This window comes from Pseudomonas sp. zfem001, from assembly GCF_032621725.1.
In the GTDB taxonomy this organism is placed as follows: domain Bacteria; phylum Pseudomonadota; class Gammaproteobacteria; order Pseudomonadales; family Pseudomonadaceae; genus Aquipseudomonas; species Aquipseudomonas sediminis.
Window position 1 is genome coordinate 401,051 of the sequence record NZ_JAVYJI010000004.1, and the last position, 26,533, is coordinate 427,583.

24 protein-coding genes and 1 rRNA gene are annotated in these 26,533 nt (G+C 62.5%); 9 read left to right on the forward strand and 16 right to left on the reverse strand.

Going from position 1 to position 26,533, the window contains the following annotated elements; all coding sequences use genetic code 11:
* Window positions 1-29: 29 nt before the first annotated feature.
* A complete protein-coding gene (locus RTH74_RS16180) occupies window positions 30-1,091 on the reverse strand; it encodes an aminopeptidase (protein WP_316915341.1) in 1,062 nt (353 codons plus the stop codon).
* A gap of 124 nt (window positions 1,092-1,215) precedes the next feature.
* Between RTH74_RS16180 and RTH74_RS16185 the strand changes: the two genes are divergently transcribed.
* Window positions 1,216-1,638, forward strand: coding sequence for a hypothetical protein (locus RTH74_RS16185; RefSeq protein WP_106734184.1), 423 nt, complete (start codon window positions 1,216-1,218; stop codon window positions 1,636-1,638).
* Between the two features lie 59 nt (window positions 1,639-1,697).
* On the opposite strand, the gene RTH74_RS16190 is transcribed toward RTH74_RS16185, so the two are convergent.
* The 3 genes from RTH74_RS16190 to RTH74_RS16200 all read right to left on the reverse strand — a co-directional run bounded on the left by RTH74_RS16190 (window position 1,698) and on the right by RTH74_RS16200 (window position 4,431).
* The gene (locus RTH74_RS16190) at window positions 1,698-2,123 is read right to left on the reverse strand and encodes an OsmC family protein (protein WP_316915342.1); all 426 of its coding nucleotides are present in this window, start codon (window positions 2,121-2,123) and stop codon (window positions 1,698-1,700) included.
* 84 nt (window positions 2,124-2,207) lie between these two features.
* Complete coding sequence (locus RTH74_RS16195) at window positions 2,208-3,209, reverse strand: LLM class flavin-dependent oxidoreductase (protein WP_099526766.1); 1,002 nt, start codon at window positions 3,207-3,209, stop codon at window positions 2,208-2,210.
* A 193-nt stretch (window positions 3,210-3,402) separates the two neighbouring features.
* A complete protein-coding gene (locus tag RTH74_RS16200; RefSeq protein ID WP_316915343.1) occupies window positions 3,403-4,431 on the reverse strand; it encodes an AraC family transcriptional regulator in 1,029 nt (342 codons plus the stop codon).
* Between the two features lie 171 nt (window positions 4,432-4,602).
* Between RTH74_RS16200 and RTH74_RS16205 the strand changes: the two genes are divergently transcribed.
* From RTH74_RS16205 to RTH74_RS16215, 3 genes are all read left to right on the forward strand, one after another.
* Window positions 4,603-5,574, forward strand: coding sequence for a TAXI family TRAP transporter solute-binding subunit (locus RTH74_RS16205; protein WP_316915344.1), 972 nt, complete (start codon window positions 4,603-4,605; stop codon window positions 5,572-5,574).
* Window positions 5,575-5,723: 149 nt separating this feature from the next.
* Window positions 5,724-8,282 carry a TRAP transporter permease gene (locus RTH74_RS16210; protein ID WP_316915345.1) on the forward strand — a complete coding sequence of 853 codons (2,559 nt, stop codon included), beginning with the start codon at window positions 5,724-5,726 and terminating at the stop codon, window positions 8,280-8,282.
* A gap of 114 nt (window positions 8,283-8,396) precedes the next feature.
* On the forward strand, window positions 8,397-9,905 hold the full coding sequence (locus RTH74_RS16215; protein ID WP_316915346.1) for an NCS2 family permease: 1,509 nt from the start codon (window positions 8,397-8,399) through the stop codon (window positions 9,903-9,905).
* Between the two features lies 1 nt (window position 9,906).
* Here RTH74_RS16215 and RTH74_RS16220 read toward each other — a convergent pair whose 3' ends face one another.
* Window positions 9,907-11,547 carry a Na/Pi cotransporter family protein gene (locus RTH74_RS16220; RefSeq protein ID WP_316915347.1) on the reverse strand — a complete coding sequence of 547 codons (1,641 nt, stop codon included), beginning with the start codon at window positions 11,545-11,547 and terminating at the stop codon, window positions 9,907-9,909.
* 87 nt (window positions 11,548-11,634) lie between these two features.
* Window positions 11,635-12,765, reverse strand: a complete 1,131-nt coding sequence (locus RTH74_RS16225) for a PilT/PilU family type 4a pilus ATPase (protein ID WP_296234692.1) — start codon at window positions 12,763-12,765, stop codon at window positions 11,635-11,637.
* A gap of 188 nt (window positions 12,766-12,953) precedes the next feature.
* On the opposite strand from RTH74_RS16225, the gene RTH74_RS16230 reads away from it, so the two are divergent.
* Window positions 12,954-13,694 carry a transporter substrate-binding domain-containing protein gene (locus tag RTH74_RS16230; protein ID WP_316915348.1) on the forward strand — a complete coding sequence of 247 codons (741 nt, stop codon included), beginning with the start codon at window positions 12,954-12,956 and terminating at the stop codon, window positions 13,692-13,694.
* A gap of 4 nt (window positions 13,695-13,698) precedes the next feature.
* Here the strand turns inward: RTH74_RS16230 and RTH74_RS16235 are convergent, their stop codons facing one another.
* Window positions 13,699-14,565 carry an AEC family transporter gene (locus tag RTH74_RS16235; protein WP_244597281.1) on the reverse strand — a complete coding sequence of 289 codons (867 nt, stop codon included), beginning with the start codon at window positions 14,563-14,565 and terminating at the stop codon, window positions 13,699-13,701.
* Between the two features lie 107 nt (window positions 14,566-14,672).
* Between RTH74_RS16235 and RTH74_RS16240 the strand changes: the two genes are divergently transcribed.
* Window positions 14,673-15,077, forward strand: a complete 405-nt coding sequence (locus RTH74_RS16240; RefSeq protein WP_316915349.1) for a GFA family protein — start codon at window positions 14,673-14,675, stop codon at window positions 15,075-15,077.
* A gap of 29 nt (window positions 15,078-15,106) precedes the next feature.
* Here RTH74_RS16240 and RTH74_RS16245 read toward each other — a convergent pair whose 3' ends face one another.
* From RTH74_RS16245 to RTH74_RS16285, 9 genes are all read right to left on the reverse strand, one after another.
* Window positions 15,107-17,062 carry a DUF4105 domain-containing protein gene (locus RTH74_RS16245; RefSeq protein WP_316915350.1) on the reverse strand — a complete coding sequence of 652 codons (1,956 nt, stop codon included), beginning with the start codon at window positions 17,060-17,062 and terminating at the stop codon, window positions 15,107-15,109.
* The gene (locus RTH74_RS16250) at window positions 17,059-17,379 is read right to left on the reverse strand and encodes a DUF2388 domain-containing protein (RefSeq protein WP_099526756.1); all 321 of its coding nucleotides are present in this window, start codon (window positions 17,377-17,379) and stop codon (window positions 17,059-17,061) included. Before RTH74_RS16250 ends, RTH74_RS16245 begins: the two co-directional genes overlap by 4 nt.
* Window positions 17,380-17,524: 145 nt before the next feature.
* Window positions 17,525-17,848: a DUF2388 domain-containing protein gene (locus RTH74_RS16255; RefSeq protein ID WP_099526755.1), complete on the reverse strand. Its 324-nt coding sequence runs from the start codon at window positions 17,846-17,848 to the stop codon at window positions 17,525-17,527.
* Between the two features lie 83 nt (window positions 17,849-17,931).
* Window positions 17,932-18,135 carry a DUF1127 domain-containing protein gene (locus RTH74_RS16260; protein ID WP_316915351.1) on the reverse strand — a complete coding sequence of 68 codons (204 nt, stop codon included), beginning with the start codon at window positions 18,133-18,135 and terminating at the stop codon, window positions 17,932-17,934.
* A gap of 224 nt (window positions 18,136-18,359) precedes the next feature.
* Window positions 18,360-18,575, reverse strand: coding sequence for a DUF1127 domain-containing protein (locus RTH74_RS16265; RefSeq protein WP_099526753.1), 216 nt, complete (start codon window positions 18,573-18,575; stop codon window positions 18,360-18,362).
* Between the two features lie 358 nt (window positions 18,576-18,933).
* Window positions 18,934-20,370, reverse strand: coding sequence for an NAD(P)(+) transhydrogenase (Re/Si-specific) subunit beta (locus RTH74_RS16270; protein WP_099526752.1), 1,437 nt, complete (start codon window positions 20,368-20,370; stop codon window positions 18,934-18,936).
* A 2-nt stretch (window positions 20,371-20,372) separates the two neighbouring features.
* Entirely contained in the window at window positions 20,373-20,687 is a 315-nt protein-coding gene (locus RTH74_RS16275; protein WP_058171402.1) for an NAD(P) transhydrogenase subunit alpha, read from the reverse strand.
* Between the two features lie 11 nt (window positions 20,688-20,698).
* Entirely contained in the window at window positions 20,699-21,820 is a 1,122-nt protein-coding gene (locus tag RTH74_RS16280; RefSeq protein WP_316915352.1) for a Re/Si-specific NAD(P)(+) transhydrogenase subunit alpha, read from the reverse strand.
* Window positions 21,821-22,287: 467 nt separating this feature from the next.
* Window positions 22,288-23,184 carry a LysR family transcriptional regulator gene (locus RTH74_RS16285; RefSeq protein ID WP_316915353.1) on the reverse strand — a complete coding sequence of 299 codons (897 nt, stop codon included), beginning with the start codon at window positions 23,182-23,184 and terminating at the stop codon, window positions 22,288-22,290.
* 179 nt (window positions 23,185-23,363) lie between these two features.
* Here RTH74_RS16285 and RTH74_RS16290 point away from each other — a divergent pair, with 179 nt between their 5' ends.
* From RTH74_RS16290 to RTH74_RS16300, 3 genes are all read left to right on the forward strand, one after another.
* On the forward strand, window positions 23,364-24,542 hold the full coding sequence (locus RTH74_RS16290) for an acyl-CoA dehydrogenase (RefSeq protein WP_316915354.1): 1,179 nt from the start codon (window positions 23,364-23,366) through the stop codon (window positions 24,540-24,542).
* A 58-nt stretch (window positions 24,543-24,600) separates the two neighbouring features.
* Entirely contained in the window at window positions 24,601-25,824 is a 1,224-nt protein-coding gene (locus RTH74_RS16295) for a CaiB/BaiF CoA-transferase family protein (RefSeq protein WP_316915355.1), read from the forward strand.
* Window positions 25,825-26,449: 625 nt separating this feature from the next.
* Window positions 26,450-26,533: ribosomal RNA gene (locus RTH74_RS16300) — 16S ribosomal RNA — on the forward strand; the annotation flags it as partial.

Consider the following 26,533-nt stretch of genomic DNA (forward strand, 5'->3'; position numbering starts at 1 on the left):
AGGTTGGACTGGCAATGTGCCAATCAGTTCTAGTCATCTTGCATCAGGCTTTCCAACGCGGCCCGACGATCTGCCTGCGGCAACCGACCGAGTGCTGCCACTGCGGCATAGAACGCTCGCCAGTCTCGGTCTTCCTGGGCGAACAGTGTCGCGAAAGCCGGCACCCATTGATCGTAGAGGCCAAAGGGCAGCAGCTTGGCGTTGTTCAACGGGCTTTCTATCCAGGCGTCATAGCGACCCTGGCCGCCCCATTCGCGCTGGCGCAAGGCACGGTAGTCGCGGCGCAGGCGCTCGAACTCGGCCTGTTTGGCGATGCGCATGTCTGACTCCGGCAGGTCGCTGGCGTAGAGCCGTTGCAGACGCTCGCGGCTGGCTAGCACCAGCTCGATGAACTGCTGGCGTTGGCGATCATCGCTGGCCGGGGGTGTTTCATTGCGGGCCGAATGCCACTGACGCAGCCCTTCGCGCTCGACGAAGGTGGCGAAGGACTCGTTGAAGGCCGTATCGCCCGGCAGGTAGTACTGCTGGTGCGCCAGCTCGTGGAATATCACCGCGATGAAGCGCTCGTCGCTCCAGCGCAGCATGGTGTTGAGCAGTGGGTCATCGAACCAGCCGAGGGTGGAGTAGGCCTCGACGCCGCCGATGTAGGTGTCCAGGCCCGCTTGGCGCATTAGCGCGGCAGCACCGCGGGCGCGACCCTGCTGGTAGTAGCCGCGGTAGGCGACGCAACCTGCGATGGGGAAACAATGCAGCTCGGGGTCGAGGGAAAACTCCGGCGTGGCGAAGACATTCCACACCACGAAGGGACGCTCCAGGTCGGTGTAGAGGCGATAGCTGTGGTTCTCGGGCAGTTGCAGCTGCGCGCTGGCAAAGTCCCGCGCCTGCTGGCTCAGCGTCAGGCGCCTGGCCAGATCGGGGTCTGTGGCAGGGTTGCTTAGCAGCCGTTCGACCGGCTGGCGTGCTTGCAGCAAATGCCATTGGCCCTGGCCAAGATGGGCGTAGTAATCGAGGGTCGAGCAGCCGCCCAGCAGCAGGGCGAGCAGGGGAACCGCGTAGCGGCGCAGCAGGTCTTTAGGGAAGGCGTTGGGCATGTCGTCACGCTAGCTGATCGCAGGGGTTGTCTCCAGCCCCACTGGTTCGAATACGCCCGTTTCGCCTCGGTTTTGCCTGCCTCCCGATGTAGGCTGGTGCATGAACCCTACCGTGGAGGTCGCCATGCGCGCCCTGTTTCTCGCTCCCGCCCTGATGATGCTCGGGGCCTGTGCTTCTCCCCTGCCCAAGCCGGACCCGCAGCAGGCCTGGGTCGAACTGTATTCCAGCGCCGATACCTTGCTGATGGCCGATCGCCTGGACGGCAAGCGCTGGCCGGATGGCCGCTACTTCCAGGTGACGCCCGGCAAGCATGAGCTGGAAACGCGCTTTCAGTTCGAGGTGCGTAGTGGTGGCTCGATAGGTATGCAGAGCGAGCCATTGCGCATGACCTGCGAGATTCGCCTGCGTTACGACGACTTTGCGGCCGGCCAGCGCTACCGCGTCGAGGCACGCCAACAGCTGATGAAGGCGCAGGCGTGGCTGTATGACGAGCAGCGCAATGTGCTGGCGCGGGGTGAGGTAATGCGTTGTGGGACAGCCATCTAGGCCGGGGCTGTTGCGCACGGCGCACGCCGCTGATCATCGGGTGCGCCGCCGCTGCGAGGTCAGGCTTCGAGTATGCCTTCCAGGGTGATCGTGGCCTTCAGTACCTTGGAGACTGGGCAGCCGGTCTTGGCCGCTTCCACCGCTTTCTCGAAGGCAGCGCGATCTGCACCTGGAATTTTCGCGCGCAGCGTCAGGTGCACGGTACTGATTTCGAAGCCGCCTTCCACCTTCTCCAGGGTCACTTGCGCCTTGGTGTCGATGCTCTCGGCAGTCATGCCAGCGTCGCCCAGCTCTTTGGACAGTGCCATGGAAAAACAGCCTGCATGAGCGGCGCCGATCAGCTCTTCGGGGTTGGTGCCGGGCTTGTCCTCGAAGCGGGTGTTGAAGCCATAAGGCGATTCCTGGAGGGCACCACTTTCAGTGGAGATGGTGCCTTTGCCGTCCTTGATACCACCTTGCCAGTGGGCTGAAGCTGTCTTCTTCATGTGCGTCTCCCATCGTATGAACGGGGCCACCGGTCTGGCGGCCTGTTCTGATTCAGAGGGCGGCAACGCACACAAAGTTCGCCCTCAACCGTTCTTCAGCTCGGCGAGGATATCGAAGGCGTGCAGGCGGTCGGCGAAGTCGTACATGTCGCAGGTGAAGATCAGCTCGTCCGCTTCTGTCTGCTCCAGCAACTGTTCCAGGCGCTGGCGCACGGTCTGCGGCCCACCGATGGTAGCCAGGCCGAAGAACTCGCCGACTGCCTGACGTTCGTGCGGCAGCCATAGGCCGTCCATGCTTGGCACCGGCTTGCGCTGCACCAGACTCTGGCCACGGATCAGCGCAAGGATGCGCTGGAACGCGGAGGTGGCCAGGTACTGCGCCTGCTCGTCGCTGTCGGCTGCCAGCAGCGGTACACCGAGCATCACGTAAGGCTTGTCCAGCACCGCCGAGGGGCGGAAGTGGTTACGGTAGGTGCGCACTGCCTCATGCATGTAGCGTGGTGCGAAGTGCGAGGCGAAGGCATAGGGCAAGCCTTTCATGCCGGCCAGCTGAGCGCTGAACAGGCTGGAACCGAGCAACCAGATCGGCACATTGGTCCCTGCGCCAGGCATGGCGATCACTCGCTGTCCCTCCTGGCGCGGGCCGAGGTAGGCCTGCAGTTCTTCGACGTCATTGGGGAAGTCGTCGGCACTGCCATCACGGCTGCGGCGTAGGGCATGGGCGGTGTACTGATCGGCGCCGGGCGCGCGACCCAGGCCCAGCTCGATCCGCCCAGGGTAGAGCGTGGCCAGGGTGCCGAACTGTTCGGCGATCACCAGCGGCGCGTGGTTGGGCAGCATCACCCCGCCGGAACCAAGGCGAATCTTCGAGGTGCCGGCGGCCAGGTAACCGAGCAGCACGGAAGTGGCGGAGCTGGCGATGCCGTCCATGTTGTGGTGCTCGGCCACCCAGAATCTTTCGAAGCCGAGACTCTCGACATGGCGGGCCAGCGCCAGCGAATTGTGCAGGGCTTGAGCGGCATCGCCATCGTCGCGAATCGGCGCCAGGTCGAGGGTGGAGAGCTTGATGGAGGCCAGTCGGCTCATAGGGAGTCTCCTCGTTGCGTGGCCGGCTACTCTAACCTTTCCGGTTCAGGCTGCGCACGCCAGGCGCAGGCATAGTCATCATCGACGCAGGTGATGCGCTGATACCGCCGTAGGCTGTTTACGGCGCGGACGGCCTGGCCATGATGGAGCTGCATGGCCCTTGGATAGCCGTGTTGGCGAACGAGCCTGCGACTCAGCCAGCGGCGTGCTGGGTGCGGTATTCGCCAGGCGTCAGGCCGGTCCATTGGCGGAAGGCACGGAAGAACACGCTGGGCTCGGAGTAGCCCAGCAGCAGGGCGATTTCCGCCGCAGGCAGACGACCGTCGCGCAGGTGTTGTTCGGCTAGTTGGCGGCGTGTATCGGCCAGCAGTTGCTGGTAGCTGCAGCCCTCTTCGGCCAACCTTCGCTGCAGGGTGCGTTCGCTCAGGTTCAGCGCACGGGCCAGTTCGGCGCGGTCGGGCTCGCCATGCGCCAGTTGTTCGCCGAGCTGGCCGATAACCCGCGCGCTGAGGCTGGCACTGGGCAAGCGGGCGAGCAGGGTTTCGGCATGTTGACGCAGCAGTTGCTGCAGCGGCAGGTTGGCCTGGATCAGGGGCTTCTGGCACAGCGCTCGGGGCAGGGCGATGGCGTAGTCGCTGCTGGCGAACTGCAGGGGGCAGGCGAATACATCCTGATAGGGCTCGAGGTCGTCAGGTGCATCGTGACGAAATTGCGCGCCGAGCAAATGGAAGCCGTCGAGCAAGGGCGTGGTCATCTGCACCCAGCAGGCCAGCATCGCCAGTACACGGATGCGGGTCGCCGGATGCTGCGGATGCAGCGGGCGGTACAGCAGCAACAGGCTGTCGTCGCGCGCGTCGATATGCAGCTCGCCGCCCTCGCCACCGAGGCGTTGATAGCGCAGTGCGGCGTTCAGCGCATCACCCAGAGTGGCACTGCTCTGCAGCAGGTAGCTGAGCACGCTGAAGGGACCGGGAGTCAGGTTACGCCCGAGCAGCAGGCCGGGCTCTGGATGCGGCAGGTGTAAATCCAGCTCGTGCCAGAGGGTCTGCTGGACGCTGAACGGGATGCGCGCATCGGGGTCGGCCAACTGTTTGTCAGTCAGGCTACAGGCATTGAGCAGCGCCTGCCGGTCGAGGCCGAGGCGGCTGGCTGCATGCAGCACGGCCTGGGTCAGACTGGCGCTGACCGAGGCTTGCGCGGATTCGTGAGGGACGTTGGACATTGGCCGATTCTGCCCAATGCCGGGAATGGGCGATAGCCCGCGCCTCACACAAGCGGTTACGAGCGATTGGCCAACAAGGCGTGCATATTCGTCGTGAGCGGTTAGACTTCCCTCCCGGACGTCGCTCACAAGGCACGCTCGCTCAAAACAACAGAAAAAAGGAGATTTCCCATGAAAGGCAAATCCTTGGCATGGGTCCTGTCCGCTGCACTCGCGGGCACTGCCCTGAGTGGTATGGCACAGGCTGAAGAAAAATTCGTCACCATCGGCACCGGCGGCCAGACAGGCGTCTATTACGTTGCCGGCCAGTCCATCTGCCGTTTCCTCAACCGTGGCTCGGCTGAGCACGGTATCAAGTGCAACGCGCCAGCCAGTGGCGGCGGCGTGGCCAACGTCAATGGCATTCGCAGCGGCGAATTCAACTTCGGCATCATGCAGTCCGACCACCAGTTCAAGGCCCTCAACGGCGCTGCGCCGTTCGAAGCCGAAGGTGCAATGAGCGACATCCGCGCGGTGTTCTCGCTGCAGAGCGAAGTGTTCACCATCCTCGCCCGTCGTGACGCCAACATCAAAGGTTTCGACGACCTCAAGGGCAAGCGCGTCAACGTCGGCAACCCGGGTTCCGGTCAGCGCGACACCCTGGAAGAAATCCTCGCCGTCAAAGGCTGGGACCGTTCCGCCTTCGCTCTGGCTGCCGAGCTGAAGCCGGCCGAGCAGGCCAGCGCGCTGGGCGACAACAACATCGACGCCATGACCTACTTCGTCGGCCATCCCAACGGCGCGATCCAGGAAGCCACCACCACCACCGACGCCGTCCTGGTTCCGGTGACCGGCGCCGAGATCGACAAGCTGCTGGCCGAGAAGACCTACTACACCAAGGCCGACATCCCTGGCGGTCTGTACAAGGGCAACGATCAGCCGACTCCGTCCATCGGCGGCAAGGCCGTGCTGTCCACCAGCGCCAAGGCTGACCCGGAAGTGGTCTACCAACTGGTCAAGTCGGTATTCGACAACATCGATCGCTTCAAGCGTCTGCACCCGGCCTTCGCTGACCTGAAGGAAGAGGACATGATCAAGGTCGGTCTGACTGCCCCGCTGCACGAGGGCGCCGAGCGTTACTACAAGGAACGCGGCTGGCTGTAAGCCCTCTGGCTCTGCCGGTCGATCCGCCAGGGCCATTAGTGATGCGTCGCCAGGCGCATCACTCGATTCGCTTCTAGTGTTAAACAAACCCGCAGGCGCAGGCCCGCGGGTTTTGCCGTTCTCCGATTACTCGAATGCAGGTTCGCCCCATGCATGACAAGCAACTTTCCACCGAGGAACTGATCGCCCAGGATGTCGGCGCGCGTATGCCCGTCGGCCCGATGGCTCAGGTGATCACCGGCCTTGCCTTGCTCTGGTCGCTGTTCCAATTGTGGATCGCCTCACCACTGCCGTTCATCTTCGGCGTTGGTGTACTCAACGATACCCAGACCCGCGCCATTCACCTGGCGTTCGCCCTGCTGCTGGCCTTCCTCGCCTATCCGGCATTCAAGAGATCGCCACGTGATCGCGTACCGCTGCTGGATATCGCCCTAGGTCTGGTCGCTGCTGCCAGTGCCGCTTATCTGTTCATCTTCTACCAGCAGCTGGCCCTGCGCCCTGGCAGCCTGACCACGGGCGACCTGGTCACAGCCTGCATCGGTATCCCGCTGCTGCTGGAAGCCACGCGCCGCGCGCTTGGCCCACCCCTGGCGATCATCGCCCTTGTGTTTCTCGTCTACAGCCTGGCCGGCCCCTACATGCCCGGCCTGCTGGCGCACCGCGGGGTCAGCTTCAACGCGCTGGCCAACCACCAGTGGATCACCACCGAGGGCGTGTTCGGTATCGCCTTGGGCGTATCCACCAGCTTCGTGTTCCTCTTCGTGTTGTTCGGTGCGTTGCTCGAGCGAGCCGGTGCCGGCCATTACTTCATCCAGCTGGCATTCAGCATGCTCGGCCACTTCCGTGGTGGCCCGGCCAAGGCGGCGGTGCTGGCTTCCGGCCTGACCGGGATGATCTCCGGCTCGTCGATCGCCAACGTGGTGACCACCGGCACCTTCACCATTCCGATGATGAAGCGCACCGGCTTCTCCTCGGAGAAGGCCGGCGCGGTAGAGGTGGCTTCTTCGGTCAACGGCCAGATCATGCCGCCGGTGATGGGTGCTGCGGCCTTCCTGATGGTCGAGTACATCGGCATGCCCTATGTCGAGATCATCAAGCATGCCTTCCTGCCTGCCGCGATTTCCTACATCGCGCTGCTCTACATCGTCCATCTAGAGGCGCTCAAGCTCGGCCTGCAACCCATTGGCGGCCATCAGCCCAAGCCCTGGCTGCGTCGCCTGACCGGCTTCGCCTTCGGTGCAGCGCTGATCAGTGGCCTGTCGTTGGCGGTCTACTACGGCCTCGGCTGGCTCAAGCCGGCGCTGGGTGAGTACGCCCTGCCGGTGATCGGCGCGCTGCTCGCGGTGGTCTACCTGGCGCTGCTGAAAGTCGCCGCCAGTGTGCCGGTACTGCCGCCGGAAGACCCCAATGCGCCGCTGGAAGAACTGCCGCAGACCCGTGCGGTACTGCTCTCTGGTTTGCACTTCCTGTTGCCGGTGGTGGTGCTGGTCTGGTGCCTGATGATCGAGCGCCTGTCCCCCGGCCTGTCGGCCTTCTGGGGCAGCGTGATGCTGATCATCATCCTGCTCACCCAGCGCCCGCTGCTGAGCTGGATGCGTCGCGATGGCAGCCATGACCATGGCAGCTTTATCGATGGCGTGGTCGATCTGCGTGAAGGCCTGATTGCTGGTGCGCGCAACATGATCGGCATCGGTATCGCCACGGCGGCGGCCGGTGTCATCGTCGGTGCGGTGTCGCAGACTGGCGTTGGCCTGGTGCTGGCCGACCTGGTCGAGCTGCTGTCGATGGGCAACCTGCTGCTGATGCTGATCCTGGTGGCAGTGTTCAGCCTGATCCTCGGCATGGGCCTGCCGACCACCGCCAACTACATCGTGGTGTCCAGCCTGCTGGCGCCGGTGGTGGTGGCGCTGGGGCAGCAGAATGGCTTGATCGTGCCGCTGATCGCGGTGCACCTGTTCGTCTTCTACTTCGGCATCATGGCCGACGTGACCCCGCCGGTGGGACTGGCCTCGTTCGCCGCGGCCGCGGTGTCCAAGGGCGATCCGATCAAGACCGGTATCGTGGCGTTCTTCTACAGCCTGCGTACCGCAGCGCTGCCGTTCCTGTTCATCTTCAACACCGACCTGCTGCTGATCGACGTCGACTTCTGGCACGGCGTGATCATCTTCATCGTGGCGACCATCGCCATGCTGATATTCGCTGCTGGCACCCAGGGGTTTTTCTTGGTGCGCAGCCGTCTGTACGAGAGCGTGTTGCTGCTGCTGGTGGCCTTCACCCTGTTCCGCCCCGGCTTCTGGATGGACATGCTGCACGACCCCTACCAGGAAGTGCCGCCGGCCGAGCTGGCGCAAGCGCTCGATGGCGTAGAGGACGGCAGCTCGCTGCGCCTGCGTATTCTCGGCGAGAACGCCGTGGGCGACCCGCGTGAGTTCACCGTGCTGCTGCCGGTGCCGGATGGCGCTTCGGGCCAGGCGCGCCTGGAGAAGCTTGGCCTGAACCTCTATGAGGAAGGCGACAAGGTGCTGGTGGACAGCGTCACCTTCGGCAGCCTGGCCGCCGACGCTGGCCTGGAGTTCGATCAGCAGATCCTCAGCGTGCGGGCACCGACCGACCGCTGGATCAAGGAACTGATGTGGATTCCGGGCTTCCTGCTGTTCGGCCTGGTCGTGCTGCTGCAGCGCCGTCGTCTGGTCGCGCAGCGTACATAGCGCGCGTCTCGACCTCCAACAAGGCAGCTTCGGCTGCCTTGTTCGTTTATGCCCCGGCGACGGGTTGCTAGACTCGCCGACCTGACCATTCAGACAACAAGGACTCAGCCAGTCATGTCGACGCCACGCGTGCACTATCCCTGGTACAAGAAGGAAGACACCGACGCCTTTTTCGCCCTGTTTCAGAACAACATCGCCAACTTCGTGATCATCGCCATCAGCATGCTGGGCATGGGTTTTCCTGCCGAGATCGTGTTCGGTCAGGTGTTGCCAGGCGCGGCGGTGGCGGTGATGGCCGGCAACTTCTACTACGCCTTTAGTGCCGCGCGACTGGCGCGCAAGGAGAACCGTGCCGACGTGACGGCGCTGTCCTATGGCATCAGTACACCGGTGATGTTCGTCTTCCTGTTCGGCGTGCTGCTGCCGGCGAAGAATCTCACCGGCGATGCCGAACTTGCGTGGAAGGTGGCGGTGGCCGCGTGCTTCATCAGTGGTCTGATCGAGGCCGACATCAGCCTGATCGGCAACTGGGTGCAGCGTCATCTGCCGCGTGCGGCCATGCTCGGTGCGGTGGCCGGGGTGGCACTGACCTTCATCGCTGGGGAAATGCTGTTCAAGACTCTGGAAATTCCGGTGATCGGCCTGCTGGTGCTGGCCATCACCATCGTCGGCCTGGTGGCGCGGGTGAGCATGCCATTCCGTCTGCCGGCCTCGCTGTTCGCCATCGTCGTCGGCACCGCGCTGGCCTACCTGATCGGCGCGGCTGACGGCGGCAAGTTCAGCGATGCCTTCACCCACCTGGGTTTCTACCCGCTGCTGCCCAACCTGGCCTGGTACGAAGGCCTGGGCCTGCTGTTCACCAGCCTGCTGGCGCTGATGACGGTGATCCTGCCGATCACCCTGTACAACGCCATCGAGACCATGAACAACGTCGAGGCCATGAGCGCCGCCGGTGACAGCTACAGCGTGCGCGAGTGCCAGGCCGTGGACGGGCTCGGCACCTCGCTCGGGGCGCTGTTCGGTGGCGTGTTCCCGACCACCGTTTACATCGCCACCGTGGGTTCGAAGTGGATGGGCGCCGGGCGTGGTTACAGCCTGCTCAATGGCGCGGTGTACGGCTTGGCGACAATGTTCGGTCTGATCGCCTTCATCGCCGCGCTGATTCCGGTATCGGTGGTGGCGCCGATCCTGGTGTTCGTCGGCATGTCGATGATCGCCACTGCGTTCAACAGCAACCACGCCCGTTACTACCCGGCAGTGGCGCTGGCAATGCTGCCTTACTTCGCCAACTACCTGGCGACGCGCTTCAACCGTGGCGCACCCGAAGTGGTTGAGGGCATTTCCAGCGCCATCGGCGCGCTGGGGCAGGGCGCCATGTTCAGCGCCATCCTGCTGGGCGCGATGTGCGTGGCGGTGATCGATCGCCAGTTCCGCCAGGCCACCACCTTCGCTCTGGTGGCGGCTGCCATGGCCTTCGTTGGCCTGATGCACGCGCCGAAGCTGGCGTGGTACGCCGCGCCAGACTTCGTTCACGGCTACCTGTTGATGGCGCTGTTTTTCGCCTGGTACGCCTGGCGCGGCGTCGAGCCGGCCGAGCCCGAGCGCTTGGCCGGCGCCGACTGAGTCATTCGCCGCCTTCGAGCTTGAGGGCGCCGGTTTCGCCGCCCTCTAGCACCACGTAGGCGCTGGCGCAGAACAGCGAGTTGAGCCGCTTCATGTCGGCGATCAGCTCCAGGTGCAGGGAGCTGGTTTCGATGCTCTGCACCACTTGACGCTGCAGACGGCCGATATGGGCGTGGGCCAGGCGTCGCTCCTGTGCGCGGAAGCGGCGCTTCTCGCGCAGCAGCTGGCTGGCGCTGGCGTGGTCGGCGCTGAGGAACACGTTCAGGCCCAGGCGCAGGTTGGCTGTCAGCTGCCCATGCAGACTACTCAGTTCCTCCAGCCCCTTCTCGGAGAAGGCCCGGCGTTGCGCGGTCTTCTCGCTCTGGATCTTGCCGAGCATGCGTTCGATTAGGTCGCCGGCTTGCTCCAGGTTCACCGCAAGCTCGAGAATCTCCGCCCAGCGCCGGCTGTCATGTTCGCTCAGCGCCTCTCGCGGGATCTGCGCCAGGTAGAGCTTGACCGCCCGGCACAGGCTGGCGACATCGTCATTGAGGCTGCGCAGCTCCTTGTTCAGCGCCGGTTGGTTCTGCTCCAGCACTGGTAGCAGACGGTTGAGCATGGCTTCGATCTTGTCGCCCACGCGCAGGGTTTCACGCATGGCATTGGCCAGCGCCAGGCTCGGTGTGGCCAACGCCGTTGGGTCGAGGTGGCGTGGTCGGGCGATGCCGCTATCGTCGGCTCGGTCCGGCAGCAGCCAGTTGCAGAAGCGCGCCATCAGCCCGACGCTGGGCAACATCAGCACCGCTCGCAGGCTGTTGTAGAGCAGGTGGAAAAAGATCACCAGCTCCGCCGGGCGCCAGTTCAGGCTGTCCAGCCAATCGGCCAGTGGTTGCAGCACGGGCAGTACCAGCAACAGCCCGATCAGCTTGTAGATCAGGCTGCCCAGTGCCACGCGGCGCCCGGCCGGGTTCTGCAGACTGCTGGTAAGAAAGGCCAGCAGGCCGCTGCCGATATTGGCGCCAATCACCAGCCCAATGGCCACCGGCAGGCTGATCAGCCCGGCGCCAGCCAGGGTCGCGGTGAGCAACACCGCTGCCAGGCTGGAATAGGTGAGCAGGGCGAACATCGCGCCGACCAGAGCATCGAGCAGCAGGTCGCCGGTTAACGAGGCGAACAGCACGCGAATGCCACGTGCCTCGGTGATCGGCGTGGCGGCGGCAACGATCAACTCCAACGCCAGCAGCATCAGCCCGAGGCCTATGGCCACACGGCCGAGTTGTCCTGCTCGGGTCTGCCGGCGAGAGAGAAAGAAGATCACCCCGAGGAAGATCAGCAGCGGGCTGAGCCAGCTCAGATCGAGGGTCAGCACGCGTGCCATCAGCGCGGTGCCGACGTCGGCACCAAGCATGATCGCCAGCCCCGGCGCCAGTGCCATCAGGCCCTGAGCGACGAAGGAGGTGACCAGCAGCGCGGTGGCGTTGCTGCTCTGCACCAGCGCCGTGACGCCGATGCCGGCGACGAACGCCAGCGGCCGACGACCGATGTTGTGACTGAGCACCTTGCGCAGTTGTGAACCAAACACGCGCAGGATGCCGGTACGTACGATGTGTGTGCCCCAGACCAACAGGGCAATGGCTGACAGCAAATGCAGCAGGGTCAGCATAAATCGGCCCCCTGGAAGACGGCCGATTAGAGGTTATGGTTTCGGCCTGTATAGATGAGCATCGGCCGAAATCATTCAGAAAGCCAGTCAACCGTCGCGCAGCACCTTGAGTTCGGCGTCGTCGGCGGAGAAACCGCGCTCGAGTTTGAACTTGAGGCTGAGGTCGGTACGCGAGTCGGCGAACTTGAGCGCTTCGGCCAGGCTGATGCGTCCGGCTTCGAGCAGGGCGAACAGATGCTGATCGAAGGTCTGCAAACCCTGCTCGGCGGCTCGTGCGATGGCCTCGCGCAGTTCATCCAACTCGTCGCGCTGGACCAGGTCGCGGATATAGGGCGTGCCCAGCATCAGCTCAATCGCCGCCACGCGCTTCTGCTCGACGCCCGGCACCAGGCGTTGCCCGATTACCGCGAGCAGGTTGTGCGCCACGTCGGCCAGCACCTGCTTGCGGGCGTCGTCGGGGAAGAAGCGGGCGATGCGTTCGATGGCGTGGCTGCTGCTGGTGGCATGCAGGGTGGCGACGCAGAGATGGCCTGTTTCGGCATAGTGCAGGGCGTGCTGCATGGTGGCGGCGTCGCGGATCTCGCCGAGCATGATCACGTCCGGTGCCTCACGCAGCACATTGCGCAGGGCGTCATCGAAGCTGTGGGTATCGAGGCCGACTTCACGCTGGTCGATGATCGAGCGCTGATGGCTGTGGAGGAACTCGATAGGATCTTCGATGCAGACGATATGCCCGCTCTTGTGGCGATTGCGAAAATCCAGCATCGCCGCCAGGGTGGTGGACTTGCCCGAGCCGGCTGCGCCGGTGACCAGGATCAGCCCGCGGTCCTGCAGGGCCAGTTTCTCCAGCAGCTTGGGTAGACCGAGTGCTTCGAAGCCTGGTATTTCGCTCTTGATCAGGCGTACCACCATGGCCACTTCGCCGCGCTGGTAGTAGACGTTGACCCGATAACGCCCGGCGCCCTGCAGGCTGACGGCCAGGTTCATCTCCAGGTCGCGTTCGAACTCGGCGATCTGCTTCTGCGTCATCAGTTGATAGGCCAGTTGTTGCACCTCGCCGGCCTTCATGATGCGCTGGCCGACGGGCTGGCTATGCCCTTCGACCTTCATGTGTGGCGGTGCGCCGACGCTGAAGAACAGGTCCGAGCCAGCATGCTGATGCATCAGCTGCAGGTAGGGGAAAACGTCGGCTTGATCGGTGCTGCTGGTGTCGGTCATCGGCGTGTCGCTGTTAGCTGGTGATGCGGCAAGGATAGTCGTGGTCTTGCAATGCCTCTTGTTCCGTATCAAGAGAACCTGATGAATTGTCGCCCTATAACCGGGTTGCACTGGACAGCCTGGCCTGCGACAGCGAGAGTCAATGATCAGGGTTAGTAAGGCGCATGCACGCCAGTAATTGGAGATTGATGGTGGGATTCTGGGGGGCGGCTCTGTTGGGCCTGCTGTTGTGCGCATCGGTGCGAGCGGAGGTGCTGCACCTGGCTACCGGTGATGACTATGCACCGTTCACCGGTAAGGCATTGCCCGGCCAAGGCATGCTTACCCAGGTGGTGCGTGCGGCATTGGCCGAGCAGGGCACGGCGATCACGCTCGACTGGCTGCCCTGGAACCGCGGTTATCTGAAGGCCAAGCGCGGTGACTACGATGCCACCTTTCCCTATGTACGCTCTACCGAGCGTGAGGCGGAGTTTCTCTATTCGGCGCCCATTTATGTGGCCGAGCAGTACATCTTCAGTCGGGCCGGTGATCAGATCGAAGTCGCCGATCTGTCCGCCATAACTGGCCGACAGGTCTGTTATCCGCTGGGCTGGCAACCGCCAGCGGCGATTCAGCAACTGCTCGATCAGGGCGTGTTGCGTCGGCACTCTCCGTTGGGGCTGCAGGAATGTGCGCGGTTGTTGTTGCTCAAGCGTGACGACCTGTTCATCGCCGACCGCAATCTGGGGGACAGCGCCTTGCGCGCTGCCGGTGCCGATATGCAGCAGTTTCATCGCTCACGAGTGCCGTTTCAGAGCAGTACGCTGCACTTCATCGTTTCGCGACAGCATCCGCGCGCTGCCGAGTTGATCGAGCGCTTCAATCGCGGGCTCGAAACGCTCAAGGCACGCGGAGAGTATCAGCGGCTGATCGAGAGTTACGCGCAGTAGCGGCTCACGCCAGCATCATCATGATCGCCACCAGACTGCCCGCTGCCAGCAACGTCTGCAGGGTGATTATGCCGGCCATCAACTGGCTGTCACCGCCAAGTTGGCGAGTCAGCACATAGGCCGTGGGGGCGGTGGGCAGAGCAAAGAACAGCACCAGCACTGCGCTCTCCATCGCCGGCAGTGCCAGCGCCCAGGCCACGCACCAGGCCAGCAGCGGCATGGCCAGCAGGCGTAGCGCGCTGTTCCAGGTCAGCGCCGGGATTTCTCCGCCCAGTTGCTCTGGCTTGAGTGCGGCACCCACACAGAGCAGGCCCAGCGGCAGGCTGGCAGCAGCCAGCAGGTTGAGCAGGCGGTCGCTGCCACCCGGCAGGCCGATACCCGTGAGGTTGAACAGCGCTCCGCCGACGCAGGCGAGGATCAGTGGGTTCTTGATGATCGGCAGCAGCAGGCTGCGTGCGCTGATGCCGCGTTCGGCCGTCAGCGACCAGACCGACAACACGTTCACCGTCGGTACCATCAAGGCCAGCATCAGTGCGGCGAGGGTCAGGCCTTCCTGGCCGAAAAGGCTGCCGACTGCGGCCAGGCCCAAATAGGTGTTGAACCGCAGGATGCCCTGAGTGAAGGCGCCAAAACGCCCAGCGGGCCAGCCGCGCAAGCGGCGCACCAGCAGCAGTGCCAGCCAGGCGATGCCCAGGCCGAGCAGCACCGCCAGCGCCAGGCGCGGCAAGGCGGGGTTGTTCAACGGCGCACGGGCCAGGCTGGAGAACAGCAGGGCAGGGAACAGGATGAAGTAATTGAGGCGCTCGGCGCCCGGCCAGAAGGCCTCGCTGGGGAACTCGCGCAGGCGCAGCCAGTAGCCGGCGACTATCATGGCGAACAGCGGCCACAAGGCCAGCAACAGGTCTATCACGGGAACCCCCGGTGGTGGTGAGCGCCTATCTTGGTCAGCGGCGCGGGGCAATGCAAGGCGGAGGCAGGATGAAGGCTGAACATCAGGGTGGCTGCCAGTGCGGTGCGCTGCGTTATCAGATCAGTGCGCCACTGGAGGACATCGCTCATTGCCACTGCTCGGTCTGCCGGCGGAGCACGGGCGGGATTCTCACCACCTGGGTCACCGTGCCCCATGAGACGTTTCGCTGGTTAAGCGGCACGCCGAAGGCTTTCAAGTCGTCGGCCAGTTGTACGCGTTATTTCTGTGCGGACTGCGGCGCACATCTGGCGCTGTTCACTTCGCTCAGCCCGCACACGCTGGACGTGACCGTCGCCACGTTGGACGAGCCGGAACAGGCTCCGGCGGATCGGCATATCTGGGTGGGCAGCCGGCTACCGTGGTTGAGGGTCGATCCGCAATTGCCGGAAGAAGATCAGGAGATCATTCCCTAGTGCCTTGAGCCGAAGTCTCGCTCGCGAATCTAGGGCAGTTCGAGCCCGCCACTGGCCTTGTGCAAGGCCCGCAGATGCTCGCCGAGGGCGACCAGGTTGGCCTCGTTGGCTTCCAGTTCGGCCAGGCGCTCGGGTTGCAGCAGGTTGCGTACTTCCCCGTCGAGCTCGTCGCTGAGCTGGCGCAACTGCTGCTGGCGGTCACGGCTGCTGGCCTCGAGACGCTCCCATTCCTGCTGTTGTGGCAAGCCGTAGCCACCTTCGAGCAGTTCGGCCGGGCGGCTGAGGAAGCCACTGTTGGCGAGAATTTGCTCCAGCGCGGCACCGGCCTTGTTCAGGCTCGGGTCTCCAGCTGCACGGCCTGTGAGGTAGCGGCGCTTGAGTTCGTCCTGAGCCAGCAGCAGCTGCCGGCGCAGCGCGGCCTGCTCCAGCAGCAGCAGGGCGGCGCTGGCGCGCAGGTCGGCCTGGGCGAACCAGTTGCGCCGCGTTTCGGCTGGTTGTTCCAGCCAGGTTTCGACGCTGTCCTGAGTGATCGGCAAGCGTTCTCGCAGCACCTTGAACATGGCCTGGTAACGCTCGCGGAAGGAGTCGAAGCGATAGCCCAGGCGTAGCGCCTCGCGCGGATCGTCGAGCACGGTGGTATCAGCCAAGCCGCGGGCATCCATCAATTCCAGCAGGCCGTTGGGCAGGATGCTGTCGAGTGCATGCAGGCGTGGATTGTCGGTGCCGCTGCGCAGCAACTTGAGGGTTTCCACCGCGCAGTTGTTGGAGACGAAGTAGTAGTCGCCGTCATAGCTCCAATGCTGTTCGGCAGCGCGTGCCACCAGTTGCTCGACCTCGTCGCGCGACAGGCGCAGCGGCACCGAGGCCAGGCTGCGTAGCTCGACCTTGGTGTATTCGTCGATCACCTGCTCCAGCGGCAGAACGAACAGGCGTGATGGATAGACGCCGGTCAGGCCGTCCCAGCTCGACAGTTGCAGGTCGCCGACGAAGGCGCGGTAGGAAAGCACCAGATGGTGCTCGAGATCCAGGCGGCAGTCCGGGCCACGCGGCCGGCCCGGTGCGCAGACCACCAGACGCAGCATGCTGTGACCCCAGCGGCTCATCCAGGCATCGTTGGCCTCGGCGAGCAGGTAGTCGACTTCATACACGCGCTCAGGATCGAGTCGTCCCAGTGGCTGCAAGGCGAAGTCGCGCCCGGCATTGAGGTAGGGATAGTCGGTGGCGCAGGCCTCGCTGGAGGGCGCCCAGTCGAAGTGCTCGCGGAAGTAGCGCGCCAGCGAGGGGCGGCGGCAGGCATAGCTGGGGTCGAGCAGAAAGTATTCGAGGTTGACCGCGACGAATTCCAGCGGGTTGGTCAGCTCGTAGCTGTCCGGGCTGCGTGCGACCTGGCCGTTGTTCAGATCGCGCGCGCCACGTTGGCCGACACGTTGCTGCCAGCCGGCCAGATCGAGCAGGCGCGGGTCATCGCTGAGGGTGAAGCGGCGCTCGGTCTGGCCACGGCAATCCTCTGGCAGCCCTACCAGGCCTACCGAGTTGGCGCGCTGTCGGCATTGGCTGATGTGGCGGTGATCGCTCGCAGGCCAGAGGCGGGCGCGGTCGTACAGGTGGGTCAGCTCGTGCAGCAGAGTGGCCAGTAATTCCTGGCGCTCGGTGCCGTGCGGGCGACCGGTACGATTCTCTGCTGCTGAGCCATCGACCAGCTTCGGCAGGAGTTCGGCGTTGAGTTCAATACCGCTGAAGCGCCCGACCTGGCCGTAGACCTCTGCGGGCATTGCTGTGCGCCAGCGGACCCTCACTTCACGGTCCAGATGCTGGACGAAGCGCGGGGGCAATGCCGCCACGGCCTCGTCAAGCAGGGTCTGGCTCGCCTGGCGTTCGGCAGGATCAAGATCGCTGCCGTCCAGATCCAGACGCAACTGCGCCTGGGCGCCGCCTGCGGCAATCGCCAGCAGCGCGACGCAGCACCAGGCGGCGATGCGGATCACAGAGCGAGAATAGCTTCGGCCAGTTGCAGGTCGCTGGCGGTCTGCGCTTGTGGCAGCTGCTGGCGGATGGTCTGTAGCGCGGCTTCCAGTTGTGCGCCGCGAATCTCACCGGCACTGGCGACGAAGCTGGCCGCATCGTCACGGGCCTGCACCACGGCTTTCATGTCGCGCAGCGAGGTGGTGGTGTCGGACGTGAAGTTGATGCTGCGATCCAGGGCGCGCACCACGATGTTGCTGGTGGCGACCACGGATTGCGCCTGGGCGATGCCGCTTAATAGGGCACAGGCGGCGACGGCGATGACGAATGAACGACGCATGATAAGTAGCTCCGAGAACTGCAGAACGGACGATTTGACGCGGACAGGCCGGCGCGGTTCCCCGCGACCAGGCAGGTAGACGAAGTTTACGGGGCCAGGCAGCACCGGTCAGCAGCGAGCTGATCGATAGACGTGTGCAAAGTTTTCACAGGCTGAGGATGGCCTGAGCCAGGGCCAGGTCATCCGCTGTCGCCAGCTCGCTGTCGTGACGGCGGATATACGCCAGGGCCGCCTCGAGCCGCGCGCTGCGGATCGCCCCATCACTGGCGACGAAACTGGCGGCGTCATCACGGGCCGCGCGCAGCTGTTTCATGTCGCGCAGCGAGCTGGTCGCGTCCGATGTGCCCTCGACGGTGCCGGCCAGGGCTGCTCCCAGGGTATCAGTGGTCGCGACCAGGCTGCTGGCGTAGGCGGTACCTGCCAGCCCTAATGACAGAAGCGCTGCAATCAGGAATTTGTTCAGGTGCATATGGGCTTACTCCGGTAGTGCGGGACGCTGTTCTGCCCGCATCCGCAGCTTAGCCCAACGGCATTCCTGGCTCCATTACTGGCTCAGCGCCAGAACGGCTTGGTCAGTTCCTGTTCACGCTCAGCTGTGCTGATGCCGGCGTCAGCCAGTTGTTGCTCGGTGAGCAGCGCCAGCTGTCGACGGGTACGGCGGTTGCGCTGCCATTGACGGAGCGTCGAGTAGAAGCCGAGCCAGTGCAGGGGCTTGCTGTGTTCAGGGTGTGAGAGTGGTTTGTGAGTGCGGTCCATGGCGTGTTCCTGTCGAGAGACAAGGGTGGCAGCTCATGGTGTCGCAAGCGCTCGCGAACGAGCAGATACAAACGGAGGGAATTGTGCGGGGGCAGTGGAAGGTTTATGGCAACTGTACTGCTCGCCATGGCGATGACTGTTGCAGATAAAACGAAAGCCCCACCGCAGCAGAGACGGTGGAGCTCTCAGAAGATCCCAACTTGGGATGGAGCAAAGAGAGGGTGTTAACGCCAGAACGGCTTCTGCAGTTCGACGTAACGCTGATTTTCACTGATGCCGGCGTCAGCGAGCAGGCGGGCATCCAGTCGAGCCAGTTGACGACGGCTGACGATGCGGCGCTGCCACGTGCTGAGGGTGGCGATAGTGCGGAGCAGCCAGGCCGATTTGTCGCTGGCAACACTGTGGGTTTGGAGCAGGGCGGAACTGAGGGTACGTTCCATGGTGGTCATCCTTCCGCTTGTGGCGGCGCTGGTGTTTGCTTTCGATGGGCAAATTATCCCGAGCGCAGTGATGGCTCAGTAGTCACAGCTGAATGAAATTGTTGTGCTATTAGATAGGTTGCTTTGTAACTGTTCGGTCAGGAATCGATATAACTGTACTTGCCATAAGTGAAAAGACTGGGTGCAACCGTTTTAGGCGAGATTATTCACTGGGTGCAACCCGTTTATCTTGGTATTTAAAGCAGTACAGTTTGGAATTGATCTGTTGCGATGATTGACCTGAAAATCAGCTTTTTTGCTGGCTTCATAAACAGGAAACCCGGCGCATGGCCGGGTTTCCTGTCTGACTGGTCAGGGCTTATTCCACGGCTTTGACCATGTCTTCGATGACCTTCTTGGCATCGCCGAAGACCATCATGGTCTTGTCCATGTAGAACAGTTCGTTGTCCAGACCGGCATAGCCGCTGGCCATCGAGCGCTTGTTGACGATTACGGTCTTGGCTTTGTAGGCCTCGAGGATCGGCATACCGGCGATCGGCGACTTCGGATCGTTCTTCGCTGCCGGGTTGACTACGTCGTTGGCGCCGAGCACCAGCACCACGTCGGTCTGACCGAACTCGGAGTTGATGTCCTCCATCTCGAACACCTGCTCGTAAGGCACCTCGGCCTCGGCCAGCAGCACGTTCATGTGGCCCGGCATACGGCCGGCGACCGGGTGGATCGCGTACTTAACAGTCACGCCACGGTGGGTCAGTTTCTCGGCCAGCTCCATCAGTGCGTGCTGGGCGCGGGCCACGGCCAGACCATAACCGGGCACGATGACCACTGTGTCGGCGTTGGTCAGCAGGAAGGCGGCGTCGTCGGAAGAGCCCGACTTCACGCTGCGTTGCTCCTGGCTGCCGCTGGCTGCACCGGCATCTGCATCGGCGCCGAAGCCACCGAGGATGACGTTGAAGAACGAACGGTTCATCGCCTTGCACATGATGTACGAGAGGATGGCACCCGAAGAACCGACCAGGGACCCTGCGACGATCAGCATCGAATTGTTCAGCGAGAAGCCTATACCGGCAGCCGCCCAACCCGAGTAGCTGTTGAGCATCGACACCACCACTGGCATATCGGCGCCACCGATAGGGATGATGATCAGTACGCCGATGACGAAAGCCAGGGCTACCAGCACGGCGAAGGCCGTGATGTCACCGGTGAAGGTGTAGTACAGGCCCAGGCCGAGAATCGCCAGGCCGATCACCAGGTTGACCAGGTGTTGCCCCTTGAACACGACAGGCGCGCCCTGGAACAGGCGGAACTTGTACTTGCCGGACAGCTTGCCGAAGGCGATCACCGAACCGGAGAAGGTGATGGCACCGATGGCGGCGCCGAGGAACAGCTCTAGGCGGTTACCGGATGGAATCGCATCACCCAGCGCGGCGACGATGCCCAGCGACTGCGGCTCGACTACAGCGGCAATGGCGATGAACACAGCCGCCAGGCCGATCATGCTGTGCATGAAGGCGACCAGTTCCGGCATCTTGGTCATCTCGACGCGCTTGGCCATGATGGTGCCGACACTGCCGCCGACCAGCAGGCCTACGATGACGAAGCCTAGGCCCTGAACGGCCAGCTCGCTGCCGAGTTTGTAGATCAGGCCGACGGTGGTCAGCACGGCGATGGCCATGCCGATCATGCCGAACAGGTTGCCGCGCCGCGACGTGGTCGGGTGCGACAGGCCCTTGAGCGCCTGGATGAAGCACACCGAGGCGACGAGGTAGAGAACAGTGATCAGGTTCATGCTCATGGTCAGTGTTTCTCCACAGGCGCCTTGGGCGCTTTCTTCTTGAACATTTCCAGCATGCGTCGGGTGACCAGGAAGCCGCCGAACACGTTGACTGCGGCCAGGGCCACGGCCAGGGTGCCCATGGTCTTGCCCAGTGGGGTGACGGTGAGTGCGGCGGCCAGCATGGCGCCGACGATCACGATGGCGGAAATGGCGTTGGTCACGGCCATCAGTGGGGTGTGCAGGGCCGGGGTGACGTTCCACACCACGTGGTAGCCGACATAGATGGCCAGCACGAAGATGATCAGGTTGTAGATGCCGTCGGAAATCAGATCCATGTCCCTACTCCTTAGCCGTTCTTGCGCACGACTTCGCCGGCATTGCACATCAGGCAGGCCGCGACGATGTCGTCTTCGAGGTTGAGCTGGAACTGGCCTTCCTTGTCGATCACGAGCTTGAGGAAGTCCAGCAGGTTGCGTGCGTACAGGGCGGAAGCGTCTGCTGGCACCAGTGCAGCCAGGTTGGTGTGGCCGACGAAGGTCACGCCATGCTTGACCACCACCTTGTCGGCTTCGGTCAGCGGGCAGTTGCCGCCTTGGGCGGCGGCCAGGTCGATGACCACGGAGCCGGGCTTCATTTCCTGCACGGTGGCTTCGTGCAGCAAAGTCGGCGCTTTGCGGCCCGGAATCAGTGCAGTGGTAATGACGATATCGGCCTGCTTGGCGCGTTCGTGCACGGCCTTGGCCTGACGCTCCATCCAGGACTGCGGCATCGGCCGGGCATAGCCGCCCACGCCTTGGGCGCACTCGCGCTCTTCATCGGTCTCGAAGGGGACGTCGACGAACTTGGCGCCGAGCGATTCGATCTGCTCTTTGACTGCCGGGCGCACGTCGGAGGCCTCGATCACCGCGCCCAGGCGCTTGGCCGTGGCGATGGCCTGCAGACCGGCAACACCGGCACCGAGAATCAAAATACGCGCGGCCTTAACGGTACCGGCAGCAGTCATCAGCATCGGCATGAAGCGTGGATAGTGATGGGCTGCCAGCAGTACGGACTTGTAGCCGGCGATATTGGCCTGCGAACTCAGTACGTCCAGGCTTTGCGCACGAGAGGTGCGCGGTGCGGCCTCCAGGGCGAAGGCGGTGACGCCGCGAGCGTTCATGCGTGCGATGGTCTCGTTGCAGAACGGGTTGAGCATGCCAACCAACACTGCACCGGCTCTCATATGAGCGAGCTCGGCGTCGGTCGGTGCGACCACCTTGAGCACGAGGTCTGCGCCAAACGCGGCAGAGTCGTTGCCAATGGTCGCGCCAGCAGCCTCGTAAGCGCTGTCTGGAATGCTGGCGCTGATGCCTGCGCCGGCCTCGACAGTCACCTGATGACCTTGGCCGACCAGCTTCTTGATGGTCTCTGGGGTCGCGGCAACCCGCGTCTCCCCGGCATGGGTTTCGAGAGGAACACCGATGTGCACTTCTAATCTCCTGCGTGATCTTTTTTGTGAACCGGGGCACTGCGCTGGCGCGCCGGCGATTGGGGATCAGCACATAACCCGCCGGAGGTGGCGAGCGCGGCGATTGTGCAATCGAACGCAAACCCTTACAAGAAGTTATGGAGTAAAAAAAATGCATTACTACAAGTAATGGGTGTATGAGGGATTTTTATACTGCCCGCAGCCCGCGCGGGTTAAGGCTGGAAGCACGTTTTGCGCAGCTTGCAGAGCAGTATAGGTAGTCACGCGGAGGACGACCGTCGGTCGAATTGGGAGGGGTGTGTAGAGTAACGAACGACCCGTTCAGAATAGTGCTATAGCCCGAAAGTAGTGGCCTCTATGCACTTTTCCTGAAAAGTACCTGTAGTGTGACTGTTTTCTTGCTACGGGTTCTATTCTTGGGCGTATCTATTATCTTCGAGCTTAAAGTGATCTTGTTCTGGCGATGGTTACACGCCTCGATAGGCGTCGGCCTGGGCCAGAAGCCAGTCTCGAAAGGCTTTCAGTGCTGCGGACTCGGCCTTGCGCTCCGGCACCATCAGGTAATAGGCGCGGTCGTTGTTTGGTACGGCGCGGTCGAAGGCAATCACCAGGCTGCCTTCTTCCAGTTCGCGCTGGATCAGGAAGGGTGGGATCAGTGCAATACCCATGTCATGCTGAGCGGCCTGCGCCAGCATGGAAAACAGTTCCAGTCTTGGGCCGGTCATGTCGCGAGCCACGCTCATACCTTGGGCGGCGAACCACTGGCGCCACGCATAGGGGCGGGTGGTCTGCTGCAGCAGGGGTAGCGCGGCGATGCGCTCGACTGTCGCCGGGGTATCGCCCAGCAATGCCGGGCTACAAACCGGCAGCAAGTGCTCATGCATGAGAAAGTACGCTTCGGTGCCTGACCACTCGGCATCACCGTAATAGATGGCTGCATCGAAGTGGGTGTCGGCGAACAGGAAGGGCCGGGTGCGGTTGGTCAGGTGTACTGTCACTTCCGGGTGCAACTGCTGAAAGGCACGCAGGCGCGGGAGCAGCCACTGGGTGCCAAAGGTCGGCACCACCGCCAGCTCGATGCTGGTGGTGCCCTGGGTGCCCATCAGCGCCAGGGTGTCGCGCTCCACGGCATCGAGTTGTGCCGCCACCTTGCGACTGTAGGCAACGCCTGCCTCGGTCAGGACTACGCCGCGTCGCGAGCGACGGAACAGTTCCACATTGAGAAAGCTCTCCAGTCCGCCGATCTGCCGGCAAATTGCACTCTGCGTGAGGTTGAGCTCATCGGCCGCCTTGGTGAAGCTTTGATGGCGCGCGGCCGATTCGAAGGCGACCAGGGCTGCGGTGCTGGGTATCTTGCGACGCATTTATGCAAAAGCCTCACTCAAGATCGGTATTTATGGCTGATTAAGCTATCCCGAAGTGAGTAAAAAGCACAGGTCTGTGCGAAATCTGCGTTTGTCCATTGCCTGAAGCCGGCCTAGGATCAATAGCATTCCGGGTCGGCTGGATCGACCGCTCACACCCTGCTTCGAGGTTTTTCGTAATGGCCAAGGCAAGCTTCAACTGGATCGACCCGCTGCTACTGGATCAGCAATTGACCGAAGAAGAGCGCATGGTGCGCGACAGTGCGCAGCAGTTCGCCGACGACAAGTTGGCGCCGCGCGTGCTGGAAGCCTTCCGTCACGAGAAGACCGATCCGAAGATATTCCGCGAGATGGGCGAGACCGGCCTGCTAGGCGCCACCATTCCTGAAGCCTACGGCGGCAGTGGTCTCAACTATGTGTGCTACGGCCTGATCGCGCGTGAAGTGGAGCGAGTCGACTCCGGTTACCGTTCGATGATGAGCGTACAGTCCTCGTTGGTCATGGTGCCGATCAACGAGTTCGGCAATGAGGCGACCAAGCAGAAGTACCTGCCCAAGCTGGCCAGTGGTGAATACATCGGTTGCTTCGGCCTGACCGAGCCGAACCACGGTTCCGATCCGGGCTCCATGGTGACCCGCGCCAAGAAGGTCGAAGGCGGCTACCGCCTGACTGGCAGCAAAATGTGGATCACCAACAGCCCGATTGCCGATGTCTTCGTGGTCTGGGCCAAGGATGATGCCGGTGAGATTCGTGGCTTTGTGTTGGAAAAAGGCTGGGAAGGCCTCTCTGCTCCGGCGATTCATGGCAAGGTCGGCCTGCGCGCGTCGATCACTGGCGAGATCGTCATGGACAACGTGTTCTGCCCTGAAGAGAACGCCTTCCCGGATGTGCGTGGCTTGCGCGGCCCGTTCACCTGTCTGAACTCTGCGCGCTATGGCATCAGTTGGGGGGCGCTGGGCGCTGCCGAATTCTGCTGGCACACCGCGCGCCAGTACGTGCTCGATCGCAATCAGTTCGGTCGCCCTCTGGCGGCCAACCAGTTGATTCAGAAGAAGCTGGCCGATATGCAGACCGAGATCACCCTGGCCCTGCAAGGCTGTCTGCGTTTAGGGCGGATGAAGGACGAAGGCACCGCCGCTGTGGAGATCACCTCGATCATGAAGCGCAACAGTTGCGGCAAGGCGCTGGATATCGCCCGCATGGCGCGCGACATGCTGGGCGGCAATGGCATCAGCGACGAGTTCGGCATCGCACGCCACCTGGTCAACCTCGAAGTGGTTAATACCTATGAAGGCACGCACGATGTGCATGCACTGATCCTCGGTCGCGCTCAGACCGGCATACAGGCCTTCTTCTAAGGGCGCACGCCTTTCTTACGATCCATGGTGCGCGTGGCGCACCCTGCGGAGAATCTCCATGTCTGGCGCCCTTTCCCATATCCGCGTGCTCGATCTGTCCCGCGTACTGGCCGGCCCTTGGTGCGGGCAGATCCTGGGTGACCTGGGGGCCGAGGTGATCAAGGTCGAGCGACCAGGCTTGGGCGATGACACCCGGCATTGGGGGCCTCCCTATATAAAAGATGCCGAGGGTAACGATTCGCGTGAGGCGGCTTACTTTCAGAGCGCCAACCGCAACAAGCAGTCACTGACTCTCGATTTCACCCAGTCTGAAGGTCAACGCGTGGTGCGTGAGCTGGTCGCACAGTGCGATGTGCTGCTGGAGAACTTCAAGGTCGGCGGCCTGGCGGCCTATGGCCTGGATTACGAGTCGCTGAAGGCGATAAACCCTCGGCTGATCTACTGCTCCATTACTGGCTTCGGTCAGACCGGGCCCTATGCCAAACGCGCTGGTTATGACTTCATGATCCAGGGGCTTGGTGGTCTGATGAGTCTGACTGGGCGGCCGGAAGCTGAAGAGGGTGCCGGACCGATGAAGGTCGGCGTGGCGCTGACCGATATCCTCACCGGGCTGTATGCCACCGTAGGTGTGCTGGCTGCGCTGAATCAGCGTGAGCAATCGGGTATAGGTCAGCATATAGATGTGGCATTGCTTGATGTGCAGGTCGCCTGTCTAGCCAACCAAGCCATGAACTACCTGACGACAGGTGTATCACCGAGGCGTCTGGGCAACGCCCATCCCAATATCGTGCCCTATCAGGACTTCCCCAGTGCCGATGGCAACTTCATCCTTGCTGTGGGTAACGACGGACAGTTCCGAAAGTTCTGCGAGGTGGCGGGTATTGCGAACCTTGCCGATGACCCGCGCTTCGTCACCAACAAGGCGCGTGTCGCGCACCGTGCTGAATTGATCCCGCTACTGCGCCAGGCCACGGTATTCAAGACCACGGCGCAGTGGATCGAGCTGCTGGAAAAGGCCGGCGTACCCTGTGGGCCGATCAATGATCTGCAGCAGGTGTTCGCCGACCCTCAGGTTCAGGCGCGAGGGTTGCGTCTCGATCTGCCCAATGCGTTGGGGAGTTCTACTCCGCAGGTCGCCAGTCCGCTGCGCCTATCCGCTACACCGGTGGCCTATCGTTCGGCTCCGCCACTGCTGGGCCAGCACACCGATAGCCTGCTGCAGAGGTTGCTCGGCATGAGTGAAGCGCAGATTGCCGAGTTACGCGAGGCAGGGGTTCTCTGAGCCTCTATATATAGGCGGGAGAGTAGTTGCTCCGATTTACGCAATTATTTGCATGTCAGGGGTTTACAGCTCGTCGTGCTCATGTAGAATGCGCGCCACTTCAGCGATGAAGCGCTTCAAAAACTTCTTGTTAATCAATAAGTTAAGTTGAATGAAGGGCTTGCAAAACTGGATCTGGCGTGTAGAATGCGCGCCGGTCGACAGGGTGGTGGTTGAGTCCTGTTGGTGGTTCGGTCGAACGGATCGAAAGCGGTAGAAAAGAGGTGTTGACAGTGGTTTTGAACGCTGTAGAATGCGCCTCCCGCTGGAGAGAAGAAGTTCGGATCGAAGGCACAAGTGGTTGAGTAGAAAGAAGTTTCTCCGGAAACAAATTCGAAAAACAGCTTGACAGGTAGAGGGGCTGCTGTAGAATGCGCGCCTCGGTTGAGACGAAAGGCTTAACCAACTGTTCTTTAACAACTGAATCAAGCAATTCGTGTGGGTGCTTGTGAGGTAAGACTGATAGTCAACTGATTATCAGCATCACAAAGCAACACTCGTTAATTCGAGAGTTAACTCTTTAGTAATAGAGAGATTTGCGATTGCTGAGCCAAGTTTAGGGTTTTCTCAAAACCCAAGCAGTATTGAACTGAAGAGTTTGATCATGGCTCAGATTGAACGCTGGCGGCAGGCCTAACACATGCAAGTCGAGCGGATGAGAGGAGCTTGC

Excerpts from the sequence above, each read along its gene's own strand:
- RTH74_RS16290 (WP_316915354.1), top strand. The coding sequence starts at position 23,364 with ATGGCCAAGGCAAGCTTCAACTGGATCGACCCGCTGCTACTGGATCAG.
- RTH74_RS16215 (WP_316915346.1), top strand. The coding sequence starts at position 8,397 with ATGTCGACGCCACGCGTGCACTATCCCTGGTACAAGAAGGAAGACACC.
- RTH74_RS16235 (WP_244597281.1), bottom strand. The coding sequence starts at position 14,565 with ATGATAGTCGCCGGCTACTGGCTGCGCCTGCGCGAGTTCCCCAGCGAG.
- RTH74_RS16275 (WP_058171402.1), bottom strand. The coding sequence starts at position 20,687 with ATGGATCTGATTTCCGACGGCATCTACAACCTGATCATCTTCGTGCTG.
- RTH74_RS16200 (WP_316915343.1), bottom strand. The coding sequence starts at position 4,431 with ATGTCCAACGTCCCTCACGAATCCGCGCAAGCCTCGGTCAGCGCCAGT.
- RTH74_RS16225 (WP_296234692.1), bottom strand. The coding sequence starts at position 12,765 with ATGACCGACACCAGCAGCACCGATCAAGCCGACGTTTTCCCCTACCTG.
- RTH74_RS16260 (WP_316915351.1), bottom strand. The coding sequence starts at position 18,135 with ATGGACCGCACTCACAAACCACTCTCACACCCTGAACACAGCAAGCCC.
- RTH74_RS16220 (WP_316915347.1), bottom strand. The coding sequence starts at position 11,547 with ATGCTGACCCTGCTGCATTTGCTGTCAGCCATTGCCCTGTTGGTCTGG.
- RTH74_RS16230 (WP_316915348.1), top strand. The coding sequence starts at position 12,954 with ATGGTGGGATTCTGGGGGGCGGCTCTGTTGGGCCTGCTGTTGTGCGCA.
- RTH74_RS16240 (WP_316915349.1), top strand. The coding sequence starts at position 14,673 with ATGAAGGCTGAACATCAGGGTGGCTGCCAGTGCGGTGCGCTGCGTTAT.
- RTH74_RS16185 (WP_106734184.1), top strand. The coding sequence starts at position 1,216 with ATGCGCGCCCTGTTTCTCGCTCCCGCCCTGATGATGCTCGGGGCCTGT.
- RTH74_RS16195 (WP_099526766.1), bottom strand. The coding sequence starts at position 3,209 with ATGAGCCGACTGGCCTCCATCAAGCTCTCCACCCTCGACCTGGCGCCG.
- RTH74_RS16205 (WP_316915344.1), top strand. The coding sequence starts at position 4,603 with ATGAAAGGCAAATCCTTGGCATGGGTCCTGTCCGCTGCACTCGCGGGC.
- RTH74_RS16270 (WP_099526752.1), bottom strand. The coding sequence starts at position 20,370 with ATGAGCATGAACCTGATCACTGTTCTCTACCTCGTCGCCTCGGTGTGC.
- RTH74_RS16295 (WP_316915355.1), top strand. The coding sequence starts at position 24,601 with ATGTCTGGCGCCCTTTCCCATATCCGCGTGCTCGATCTGTCCCGCGTA.
- RTH74_RS16210 (WP_316915345.1), top strand. The coding sequence starts at position 5,724 with ATGCATGACAAGCAACTTTCCACCGAGGAACTGATCGCCCAGGATGTC.
- RTH74_RS16255 (WP_099526755.1), bottom strand. The coding sequence starts at position 17,848 with ATGCACCTGAACAAATTCCTGATTGCAGCGCTTCTGTCATTAGGGCTG.
- RTH74_RS16250 (WP_099526756.1), bottom strand. The coding sequence starts at position 17,379 with ATGCGTCGTTCATTCGTCATCGCCGTCGCCGCCTGTGCCCTATTAAGC.
- RTH74_RS16190 (WP_316915342.1), bottom strand. The coding sequence starts at position 2,123 with ATGAAGAAGACAGCTTCAGCCCACTGGCAAGGTGGTATCAAGGACGGC.
- RTH74_RS16265 (WP_099526753.1), bottom strand. The coding sequence starts at position 18,575 with ATGGAACGTACCCTCAGTTCCGCCCTGCTCCAAACCCACAGTGTTGCC.
- RTH74_RS16285 (WP_316915353.1), bottom strand. The coding sequence starts at position 23,184 with ATGCGTCGCAAGATACCCAGCACCGCAGCCCTGGTCGCCTTCGAATCG.
- RTH74_RS16180 (WP_316915341.1), bottom strand. The coding sequence starts at position 1,091 with ATGCCCAACGCCTTCCCTAAAGACCTGCTGCGCCGCTACGCGGTTCCC.